Below are 10830 nucleotides of genomic sequence, written 5' to 3'. Positions count from 1 at the left end.
CCGATCCCATCCCGAACTCGGAAGTTAAGCCCCACTCGCGCGGATGGTACTGCCGGGGCCACCCGGTGGGAGAGTACGGCGCCGCCGGCCTACGTATCAAGCCCCCCGATGCTCAGCGATGAGCGTCGGGGGGCTTCTGTTTGTGGAACAGCCTCACACAGAGGGCACGGAGGGGAACCGAAAGACGCAGAGAAAACTCTTTCTGTTTCTTCTTGCGGTACCTCTGTGTCTCTGTGTGAAGCAATGCAGTTCAGGCGCTCGCAACCCGGTTCTTCCCCTGCGCCTTCGCGGCGTACATGGCGGAGTCGGCGTGGCGCAGGAGGATCGATTCGCGGTCGTGCACGGTGCCGCCCCAGTCGCCCGCGCGGTACGCCGCGACGCCCAGCGAGGCCGTGATCGCGCCGCGGAGGTAGAGCGGCGGAAGGTCCGGCCCGTACTCGCGGTCCAGGTACGTCGCCTCGGCGATCGAGGCGCGCACGTGCTCCGCGATCACCATCCCCTTCGCGAGGGTGGTGGAGGGGAGGCCGATCACGAACTCGTCGCCGCCGTAGCGGCAGAGGATGGCGCTCTCCCAGTCTACCACGCGGCGCAGGAGGAAGCCGACTTCGCGCAGGACGCGGCTCCCCGCCAGGTGTCCATACGTGTCGTTGACGCCCTTGAAGTGGTCCAGGTCCATGAAGATCAGGACGCACTCGCCCCCCTCCGCGTCGGTGTCGGCGATCATTTCGCCGATCCGGACGTGCATCCAGCGGTCGTTGTACAGCCCGCTCAGGTCGTCGCGCTTGGCGAGCTCGTTGGCGCGCTTGGCGTCGAGCGCGTTCTGCAGGGTGGACGAGGTGTAGCCGGCGAATATCTCCAGCACCGCAAGGTCGTGCGGCGAGAAGGCGCTGCCTCCCTCACGGTTCGCCAGCTCGATCGCCCCGCACACCGTGCTCCCGATGGTGATGGGAACGGCGACCACGGAGTGCGCCTGCCCCGCGCCGCCGGAGAGGTGCGGGCGCCCGGATCGGTACACCTCGCCCGCCGGCGAACCCGGCCCCGCCGGCTGCCCGGGGAGCGTCTCCGCGTGCGCGCCGAACGCGACCACGACGAACAGGTCGTTCGCGGCGCGGTCCTCCACCTTGCGCAGCGGGTCGTCCAGGAAGACGGCGCCGCACTCGGAGGGCACCAGCGCGCACGCCCGCTCCAGGATCTGGCGGAGCTCCGCCTCCAGGTCGATCTCCAGGAAGCGGCTCCCCGCCTTCTGGCGCTGGAGGAAGCGCTCCAGCTCGCGGCCAGCCAGCGCGTGGATCCGCGGCATGGGCGCGCCGCGCGCGACCTTCACCTGCGGCGCGTGGGTCGTGTCGGACCGGACTTCGGTCATGGGGCGGGGCAGGGGAGCACGGCGGGCACGCGTAGCTGTGGAGGCGGCTGCGGGATCTGCCGGCAGCGGATGATGGATTAATCATGTGCACAGCGCGGCTTTTGCGCGAGAGCCGCACGGGGTCCGCACGAGCCGGGGCTGTGGCGTTGCCTGGGAGACGCGGCGCGCGTATACTGCTACCACCCCAAACATAATAGTCCGGCTTCGCCCCCGCTCCGCCCACGCACTCCCCCCGCTTTTTCCGATGAGCGACACTCCCGACAACGCTCTTCCCGTCAGCGTGCTGATCGTCGATGACGAGGAGCTGCTGGTCAAGAGCTGCGGCCAGATCCTGTCCAGCGAGGGGTACGCCGTCTACAGCGAGGGCCGCGGCCGCAACGCGCTGGAGGTCGTTCGGCGCCACCACCCGGACGTGGTGCTGACGGACCTCATGCTTCCGGACATGGACGGGCTTGCGCTCCTCAAGGAGATCAAGAAGCTCGCCCCCGAAACGCTCGTGGTGATGATCACCGGCTTCGCGACGGTCGATTCCAGCGTGGAGGCGATCCGGGCGGGCGCATACGACTACATCCCCAAGCCGTTCACCGCCACGCAGCTGCGCATCCTCATCGGGCGCGCGGCGCAGCAGGTGCGCCTGGTGCGCGACAACGCGCAGCTCCGCGACCAGCTCAAGCGCCACTACAGCTTCGAGAACATCGTCGGCACCAGCGAAGCCATCCAGAAGGTCTTTTCGGTGGTCAGCCGCGTGGCGCCCACGGATGCCAGCGTCTTCATCTCCGGCGAGAGCGGAACGGGGAAGGAGCTGATCGCGCGCGCCATCCACACGAACAGCCGCCGCTCGGCGCGGCCGTTCATGGCCATCAACTGCGCGGCCCTTCCGGACCACCTGCTGGAATCGGAGCTCTTCGGCCACGAAAAGGGCGCCTTCACCGGCGCGGACGCACTGCGCCGTGGGCTGCTGGAAGTGGCGAGCGGCGGGACGTTCTTCATGGACGAGATCTCCGAGATGAGCATGGAGCTGCAGGCCAAGCTCCTCCGGGTGATCCAGGAGCGCCGCATCCGCCGAGTGGGCGGCGAGAGCGAGATCTCCATCGACGTGCGCTGGGTATCGGCCACCAACCGCGATCCGGACCAGGCGGTGCGCGACGGCGCCCTGCGCCAGGACCTCCTCTACCGGCTCAACGTCGTCCCGATCCGCCTCCCCGCGCTCCGCCAGCGCAAGGAGGACATCCCCGCGCTCGCCCAGCACTTCCTCCGCCGCTTCGCGCAGGAGTACGACCGCGACAATCTCCGCTTCTCCGCAGAAGCGCTGCGGGAGCTGTCCGAGTACGACTTTCCGGGCAACGTGCGCGAGCTGCAGAACGTGGTGGAGCGGATCGTCTCCATGTGCCTTCCCGGCCAGGAGATCGGCCTGGAGGAGATGCCGGAGGAGCTGACGCAGCGGGCCACGGGCGGCGCGGGCGGGGTGCGGCCGATGAACATCTTCAACGCGGACCAGCCCTTCCACGACGCCAAGACGGACGCCATCACGGTCTTCGAGAAGGAGTACCTCCAGGACCTGCTCAAGCGCCACAACGGCAACATCTCGCAAGCCGCCCGCACCGCCGGCATCGACCGCAAGACGATCCACCGCATGCTCTCGAAGTACAACCTGGAGAGCCGCGTGCGGGAGTAGGGCTGGGGGGGACTTGCTGTGGCGAGTGAACTCGCTGCAACAACAGCACGAAGTCCGCCTGCGCGGACTCGGGGGCGAGATCCGCCCGGCGCTTCTGATTTCTACGCGGCGCAGCCCGTCCCAGAAGCGAATCAATCCGCCGCTGGAGCCACGCAACGTCCGCCTCGGCGAACTCCGATTCCGGCGTGCACGAGCCGGCTTTAGCCGCCTTCCCGTCGTTCCAGCCGGGGGATTCATCCCCGGTGATGCGGCGCCGGTGCCCGCCACCGCCGCCCATCCCGGCCCCCCGGTGATGCGCCGCCGGACCCTGCAACACCCACCGGATGCCGCCACCGGAGCCTGCGCAGGCAGGCTTCCCGCCGTTGTTGCAGCGGTTTCAACCGCCGGCCCCCACCGGTTGCCCACCGGCTGCCCAACTCCAGCCATCACCCCCGCGCCACCGCCTCCATCAACGCCCGCGCCGCCGCCTCCGGATCATCCGCGTGCATCACTGAGCTGATGACGGCGACCCCCGCGGCCCCGGCGTGGACCACCGGGGCCGCGTTGTGCGCGTGGATGCCGCCGATGCCGACGATGGGGATGCGGACGGAGGCCGCCACCTCGGCGATGCGGGCGGTGCCGATGGGGGCCCCCGCATTGGCCTTGCTGGCGGTGCCGTAGACCGGTCCCACGCCCAGGTAGTCGGCCCCGTCGCGCTCGGCCTGAAGGGCGAGATCCACGCTGTCGGCGGACATCCCGAGGAGGAATCCGCGGGGGACGATGCGGCGTGCGGCGGCCAGGGGGAGGTCCTCGTCTCCCAGGTGCGCGCCGTCCGCGCCGACGGCAAGGGCGACGTCGACGCGGTCGTTGATGAAGAGGAGGGCCCCGGCGGCGCGCGTCTCCGCCAGGAGCTCGCGGGCGAGGAGGGCGGCATCGCGGGCGGAGGCATCCTTGGCGCGCAGCTGCACCGAGGGCGCGCCGCCTCGCAGCGCCGCGCGCACCACATCCACCAGCGTGCGCCCGGCGGGGATGCCGGGATCAGTGACGACGATCAGCCCCAGGCGCGATGCGAGCGCGCTCACCGGGCCGGGGCGGCGGCGCGGGCGCGGGCCTCGGCCTGGGATGCGCGCTTCGCGGCGTTGTGCTCGGCAAGCGTGCGCGTGAAGACGTGCGTGCCGTTGGGGCGCGCCACGAAGTACACGAAGTCGACCGGCGCCGGGTTGAGCGTCGCCTGGATGGCGCCCGCGCTGGGGGAGGCAATGGGCCCAGGCGGGAGGCCGGCGTGCGTGTAGGTGTTGTACGGGTTGTCCTTTACGGCGTCGATGTCGCGGTACAGGAGCCGCGCGCGGTTCCCGCCGAGCGCGTACTGCACCGTGGGGTCCGCCTGGAGCCGCATCCCCACCCGGAGCCGGTTGTGGTACACGGCGGCGATCGTGGGCCGCTCTGCCCAAACCTTTGCCTCGCGCTCCACGATGGAGGCCAGCGTCACCACCTGCCGCTCGTCCATCCCCAGCGCCTGCGCGCGGGCACGCATGGCGGGGGTCCACACGCGGCGGTAGCGGCCGACCATCGCGTCCACCATGCGGTCCACTGGGGTGCCGAGGGGGAAGACGTAGGTTGCGGGGTAGAGGTAGCCCTCCAGTGTGGGACCCGGGACCGTGCGCCGCTTCGCCGCCTCCTCGCTGGAGAGGAGCTCAAGCGCGCTGTCCGCGGCGATGCCGGCAGCTTTCGCGAGGCGCGGAGCGACCTGCATGATCGTCCACCCCTCGGGGATCACGACGCGTGTCTTTACCACGTCGCCCGTGGTCAGCTTGCGGAGAATCTCGGCCCACTCGGTGCCGCGCTGCATCTCGTAGACGCCGGGCTGGATGCGCGCCGCCGCGCGCTTGCCTCGCGCGTACAGCTTGAACCTCGTCGCGGATTTGACGATCTGGCGCGCCTCCAGCGTATCCGCGACGGTGGAGAGGCCGCTGCCCGCGGGGACGGTGAAGCGAACCGGCGGGCCGGACGGGCCGCCGCCCCCGCAGGCCCCCAGGAGGATCAGGGCGAAGAAGGCCGCGCAGTGGCGGATGTGTGCGTGCGTCACGATTCGGGCTGCTGGGCCGCCTGGTTGCGGCGGAGGGTGAGGAAGCCTTCCAGGATCAGCGCGGCGGCTTCGGCGTCGATGCGCCCCTTTTCCTCGCGCTGGCTCTTCTTGAGGCCGCTGCCGCGCACGTTGCGCTCGGCGATGATGGAGGTCATCCGCTCGTCCATCCAGTGCACGGGGAGCTGCGTTCGGCGCTCGAATTCGGCGCCGAACGCGCGCACCTCGGCCGTCCACGCGCTCTCCTCGCCGCTCAGCTCCAGCGGCAGCCCGATCACCGCCTCGTCCACCTCGCGCTCCGCGATGATCCGCTGGATCTCCGGCCACGGCGGCCGCTTCCCCATGCGCCGCTGGAGCGTGGGGAGCGGCGTCGCGATCGTCCGCGTGGGGTCGGAGACCGCGACCCCGATGCGGCGCTCGCCGTAGTCCAGGGCAAGGGTGCGGGGCATACGTGGGCCGGTGCGGGGGGAAGGGTGGTGGATATAGTGCGTCAGTGCGTCAGTGCGCTGGGCCTACCCTTTGTCATCCTGAGCGACGCGCTTCTCCAGCCCAGCCCCCGCGCCGTTCTGTGGCGCGGAGCGAAGGATCTACTGCGCGTGCCGAGGGGTTCGGTCCGGTCACGCCGTCCTCTTGCCTCGCCGGCTAGATCCTTCGGTCGCCGCGCAACCACGGCGTGCACGGCGGAGTCCTGGGTGGGCGGCTCCCTCAGGATGACAATGGAATGGAGAGGTGCCGCACTCACGCACTTCTGTTCGAAAACTACACCCCGCACCCCGAAACACAAACGGCCCGCCGGGTGGCGGGCCGTGCGTGTTGCGCGTGCGCGGCGGATCAGCCGAGGCGGGCGAGGGCGTCGTCCAGGGAGGCGCCGGTGCTCAGCGACTGGTAGACGGCGCCCAGCGTCTCGCCGGCGCCGAAGAGGAGGCGTGTGAGGCCGCCGCCCATCGGGACCTCCATCACCACCACGGCGCCGCCCGCGATGCGGCCCAGCAGATCGGTGAAGATGCCGGTGGAGATGTGCGATCCCTGGGGGCCGCCGTCCGCGCCGTTCTCGATCCACTCCACCAGGTCCAGCGCGCCGACGCCCGGGTGGATGCGCCGGTGCTCCACGCGCCCCCAGCCCAGCCGCTCGAAGTACGCGCTCGCGGTCTGCCAGAAGCGCTCCGGGTCCAGCGCGTACGGGTCCGCGCCGCCGCCGGCGTGCGTCACGTGCTCGCGCAGCCCCGAGTCCACCGCGCCGCCCAGCTCGAAGCCGACCTCGCGCAGCAGCGTGACGGCTTCCAGCGGCTCGCGGTCGCGGACCAGAGCCCGCCGCACGGACGAGAACAGCTCGGCGGGGACGTGCACGAAGCGGGCAGTGGCGTTCATGGCAGGTCGCGTGTGGCGGGTGGACTTCAGCCTTCGGTCTGTCCTGCGGTCCTTGCGTCCTCGGCGAGCCCTTCCGCCGGGATGGACTTCGCCTTCTTTGCCCGCTTCGGCTTCGCCGGCTCCAACAGACCGGCCGCCGCGGCGGCTTCCGCTGCGTCGGCCGCGGCGGCGGCTTCCGCTGCGTCGGCCGCGGCGGCGGCTGCCTCGGCCTTCGCCACGGCGGCGGCGGCGAGCTCCTCGGGAAGCGTGAGGAGACGCGCCTCGTCGATCTGCGGGATGTTCAGCTCCTGCGCCTTTGCGGCCTTGGAGCCGGCGTCCGCGCCCACCACCACGAAGCTCGTCTTCTTCGTGACGCTACCCGTCACGCGACCGCCGCGGCTCTCGATGAACTCCGTGGCCTCGTCGCGCGTCAGCGTGGGAAGCGTGCCGGTGATGACGAATGTGTAGCCGGTGAACTCGCCGGTCGGCGCCTCGCCGCGCTCTTCGGTCAGCACCACGCCGGCATCCCTCAGCTTCCGGACGACCGCGAGATTCGACTCGTGCTGCGCCCAGCCGTGCAGCGCCTCCGCGGTGGTGCGGCCGATGCCGTGCACCGCCACCATCTCGTCCACCGACGCGCCCAGGATGCGGTCGATGTCGCCGAAGTGGCGCGCCAGCAGCTCGGCCGCGTGCTGCCCCACGTGGCGGACGCCCAAGCCGAAGAGGACGCGCGCCAGCCCGCGCTCCTTCGACTCCGCGATCCCGTCCAGCAGGTTCTGCGCGGACTTCTCCTTGAAGCCCTCCAGCGCCAGCAGCTGGGTCGGCGTCAGCGCGTACACGTCCGCTACGTCGCGGATGAGGCCCTGTTCCAGGAAGAGGCGGATGCGCTCCTCGCCCAGCCCGCGGATGTCCATCGCCGAGCGGGTGACGAAGTGTACTAGGCCCCAGTAGATCCGCGCCGGGCAGGCAGAGTTGGGGCAGTACACCATCGCCTCGTCCTCCGGCCGCTCCACCGGCGTGCCGCACGCGGGGCAGTGGTCTGGCAGCGTGTACGGCTCGCCGCGCGCCTGCCCCTCCGTCACGACGGCGGCCACCACCTGGGGGATCACCTCGCCGGCGCGCTTCACGATCACGCGGTCGCCGACGCGGAGGTCCTTGCGCTGGATGTCCTCCTCGTTGTGGAGCGTGGCGAGCTTCACCACGACACCGCCGATCTCCACCGGCTCCAGCATGGCGTACGGGTTGAGCGCGCCCGTGCGGCCGACGTTGATCTCGATCGAGTTGAGCGTCGTCTCCGCCAGGTCCGGCGCGTACTTGTACGCCGTGGCCCAGCGCGGCTCGCGCCCGCCCACCACGCCCAGCTCCTCGTGCAGGCGGAACGGCTCCACCTTCACCACCACGCCGTCCACCTCGTAGTCCAGCGTCCCGCGCGTGGACTCGAACTGGGTCACGTACTCCAGCACGCCGTCCAGGTCGTCGCGGTGCTCGGTGAGCGGGTTCACCGGGAGCCCCCACCCGCGCAACGCGTGCAGCAGCTCGGTCTGCGTGTCGACCGGAAGGCGCTCAGTGGAGCGCGGGTCGAGCTGGACGGCGTAGGCGAAGAAGCGGAGCGGGCGCGTGGCGGTGACGCCGGGGTCCAGCTGGCGGACGGCGCCGGCGGCGGCGTTGCGCGGGTTGGCAAAGGTGCTCTGCCCCTCGGCCGCGCGGCGCACGTTCATGGCCGCGAAGCCGGAGAGCGGCATGTACACCTCCCCGCGCACCTCCATCCGCGCCGGAATCGCGACGCCGCCCTCGCGCAGCCGCAGCGGGATCTCGCGGATCGTGCGCAGGTTGCGGGTGACGTCCTCGCCGATGGTGCCGTTGCCGCGCGTGGCGCCCTTGGTCAGCACCCCGTCCTCGTACGTCAGCGCGATCGCCAGGCCGTCGATCTTGGGCTCCACGTCGTAGCCGGCCGTGGTGACCTCGGCGGCCATGCGCGCGTTGCGCTGCTCCCAGGCGCGCAGCTCCTCGGGGGAGAAGGCGTTGTCCAGCGAGAGCATGGGGGCCAGGTGCGCCGTCTTCTCCAGGCGGCTGGCCGGCTCCGCGCCCACGCGCTGGGTCGGCGAATCCGGCGTGCGGAGGGCGGGGTGCTCCTCCTCCAGCCGCTTCAGCTCGTGGAAGAGCCGGTCCCACGCCTGGTCGCTCAGCGTGGGGGCGTCCAGGGCGTAGTACTCGTGGTTGGCTTGCTCGATCTGTTCGCGGAGCTCGGCGGCGCGCGCGGCGGCCTCCGGCGGAACGGGCGAGGTCATTCCGAAGCGGCGGGAATCTCCGACGAGCGGATCACGCGGTTGCGGCCGCTGGTCTTGGCGAGGTAGAGCGCCTCGTCCGCCTGCTTCAGCAGCCCCTCCGGCGAGTCCACCCCTTCGCGCGGCGCCGATGCGACGCCGCAGGAAACGGTCATGCGGATCTCGTTGGACTCGTCGCGGAAGACGTGCGCCTCCACCTCGGTGCGCACCCGCTCCGCGAAGGTGGCGGCGGCTTCCTCGTCCGTGTTCGGGAGGATGGCGATGAACTCCTCGCCGCCGTACCGGCCCACCATGTCGATCTCGCGCGCGGCCTCGCGGATGATGCGCGCGGTCTCGTACAGCACCACGTCGCCCGTGGGGTGCCCGTAGGTGTCGTTGATGCTCTTGAAGCGGTCCAGGTCCAGCATGGCCACGCCCACCGGCTCGCCGCCGCGCAGCGAGCGCTCCCACTCGTCGCGCAGCAGCTCGTGCACGTGGCGGTGGTTGAAGAGACCGGTGAGCCCGTCCGTGATCGACAGCTTGCGGAGGCGCTTGTTGGCGTCCTCCAGCTCGCGGTTCTTTAGGTCGAGCTCGTCCTGCAGCCGCTTGATGCGGAGCATGGCGCGCACCCGCGCCTCCAGCTCCTTGAAGTTGTAAGGCTTGCTGATGTAGTCGTCCGCCCCCGCTTCCAGCCCCTCCACGATGTCTTCCGCCGTGTCCTTGGCGGTCACCAGGATGATGGGGATGAAGGGCAGCGTGGTGTCGTTCTTGATGCGGCGCGACACCTCGAAGCCGTCGATCACGGGCATCATCACGTCGCACAGGATGAGGTGCGGCGCCTCGCCGTGCACCCGGTCCAGCGCTTCCTGCCCGTTGGTGGCGGTTACGACGATGTACCCGCGCGATGAAAGGCGCGCATCCAGGATGTCGACGTTGTCCGGGACGTCGTCGACCACCAGGATGCGCGTGCGCTCCGGATCACCCGCCCCGATCGGCGGCTCGCTCAAGCGTTGGCCTCGCGCCCGGCGCCGATGAAGCGCTCCACCTCGGCCACCACGCGCCGCGGCTCGCAGGGCTTGGCGAGGTAGCCGTCGCACCCCACTTCCTGCGCCTTGGCGCGGTCGGTGGCGAGCGCGTGTGCGGTGAGGGCGATGATCGGGATGCTGGAGGTCGCCGGATCCCCCTTGAGGATCTTGGTGGCTTCCCATCCGTCGATGAGCGGAATGGAGATGTCCATCAGGATCAGGTCCGGGCGGTCCTCTCGGGCCATCCGCACCCCATCTTCGCCATTGCGTGCCTCGATCACCCGGTAGCCGAAGTGTTCGAGGATGGTACGGTAGACCGTCCGGTTGTCCTCGTTGTCTTCTACGAGGAGCACCGTCTTGCTGGAGTCGGCCATGCCGAGAGCCTCCTGGTGTGATTCGCTGCCCCGCGCGGCGCGCCGTAGCGGGGAGCGGATAATGTATACGCCGCCGCGCGCGTGCCGCAACCCGACGGGAGTCCCGCGGGCCCCCTCCCCGCTCGTTCCTCGCTGCCCCTCCCCCAAAACAACCTGGGGGAGGGGCGTGCGCCCGTATCAGCGGGGCGCCTCCGCATCGGGGAACGCGCGCATCGCGGGCCCTCACCCCCCCGCCCCCTCTCCCAAACTGCTGGGAGAGGGGGCGATCGCGTCCGTCCGCGCGGTGCTTCGATGCGTGGAAACGCGTCGATCCGGTACGGGCGCGACTCATCGCGCCCACCCTCTCCCCCACCTCAACGCCCACCCCGCGCACCCGGGCCCCCTCCCCGCTCGGTCCTCGCTGCCCCTCCCCCAAAACAACCTGGGGGAGGGGCGTGCACCCGTATCAGCGGGGCGCCTCCGCATTGGGAAACGCGCGCATCGCTGGCCCCCACGTGGAAACGCGTCGATCCGGTAGGGGCGCGATTCATCGCGCCCACCCTCTCCGCCACCTCAACGCCCGCCCCGCGCACCGACACCCGTAGGGGCAGACCCGCGTGTCTGCCCGCCCATTCCCCCACCGCGACGCCCCCCCCACCCCACCCCAACCCCGTAGGGGCCCCCCCCCGTGGCTGCCCGTGCCAGCCCCCCCGCCCCCCCACCCCCCACCCACCCAAAAAA

General features: G+C 70.8%; 9 protein-coding genes and 1 rRNA gene. 2 read left to right on the top strand and 8 right to left on the bottom strand.

Going from position 1 to position 10830, the window contains the following annotated elements; genetic code table 11:
• Nucleotides 1-90 (top strand): 5S ribosomal RNA (gene rrf / locus VF584_02295); the annotation flags it as partial.
• A 160-nt stretch (nt 91-250) separates the two neighbouring features.
• Here the strand turns inward: rrf and VF584_02290 are convergent.
• Nucleotides 251-1363, bottom strand: a complete 1113-nt coding sequence (locus tag VF584_02290) for a sensor domain-containing diguanylate cyclase (GenBank protein HEX8208989.1) — start codon at nt 1361-1363, stop codon at nt 251-253.
• A 244-nt stretch (nt 1364-1607) separates the two neighbouring features.
• Here VF584_02290 and VF584_02285 point away from each other — a divergent pair, with 244 nt between their 5' ends.
• On the top strand, nt 1608-3038 hold the full coding sequence (locus VF584_02285; GenBank protein HEX8208988.1) for a sigma-54 dependent transcriptional regulator: 1431 nt from the start codon (nt 1608-1610) through the stop codon (nt 3036-3038).
• Nucleotides 3039-3463: 425 nt separating this feature from the next.
• On the opposite strand, the gene thiE is transcribed toward VF584_02285, so the two are convergent.
• The 7 genes from thiE to VF584_02250 form a co-directional block, all read right to left on the bottom strand.
• On the bottom strand, nt 3464-4099 hold the full coding sequence (thiE, locus tag VF584_02280) for a thiamine phosphate synthase (GenBank protein ID HEX8208987.1): 636 nt from the start codon (nt 4097-4099) through the stop codon (nt 3464-3466).
• Nucleotides 4096-5103, bottom strand: a complete 1008-nt coding sequence (gene mltG, locus VF584_02275; protein ID HEX8208986.1) for an endolytic transglycosylase MltG — start codon at nt 5101-5103, stop codon at nt 4096-4098. Before mltG ends, thiE begins: the two co-directional genes overlap by 4 nt.
• Nucleotides 5100-5549 carry a Holliday junction resolvase RuvX gene (gene ruvX / locus VF584_02270; protein HEX8208985.1) on the bottom strand — a complete coding sequence of 150 codons (450 nt, stop codon included), beginning with the start codon at nt 5547-5549 and terminating at the stop codon, nt 5100-5102. Before ruvX ends, mltG begins: the two co-directional genes overlap by 4 nt.
• A 382-nt stretch (nt 5550-5931) precedes the next feature.
• A complete protein-coding gene (locus VF584_02265) occupies nt 5932-6468 on the bottom strand; it encodes a hypothetical protein (protein ID HEX8208984.1) in 537 nt (178 codons plus the stop codon).
• Nucleotides 6469-6494: 26 nt separating this feature from the next.
• Nucleotides 6495-8735 (bottom strand): NAD-dependent DNA ligase LigA, encoded by a 2241-nt coding sequence (gene ligA, locus VF584_02260; protein ID HEX8208983.1) that lies wholly within the window; start codon nt 8733-8735, stop codon nt 6495-6497.
• Entirely contained in the window at nt 8732-9718 is a 987-nt protein-coding gene (locus tag VF584_02255; GenBank protein ID HEX8208982.1) for a diguanylate cyclase, read from the bottom strand. Before VF584_02255 ends, ligA begins: the two co-directional genes overlap by 4 nt.
• Nucleotides 9715-10110 (bottom strand): response regulator, encoded by a 396-nt coding sequence (locus VF584_02250; protein ID HEX8208981.1) that lies wholly within the window; start codon nt 10108-10110, stop codon nt 9715-9717. Before VF584_02250 ends, VF584_02255 begins: the two co-directional genes overlap by 4 nt.
• Nucleotides 10111-10830 lie beyond the last annotated feature (720 nt).

Origin of the sequence: Longimicrobium sp. (assembly GCA_036389135.1) — a bacterium.
Lineage (GTDB): Bacteria > Gemmatimonadota > Gemmatimonadetes > Longimicrobiales > Longimicrobiaceae > Longimicrobium.
This window is presented reverse-complemented; position numbering and strand designations above follow the sequence as displayed.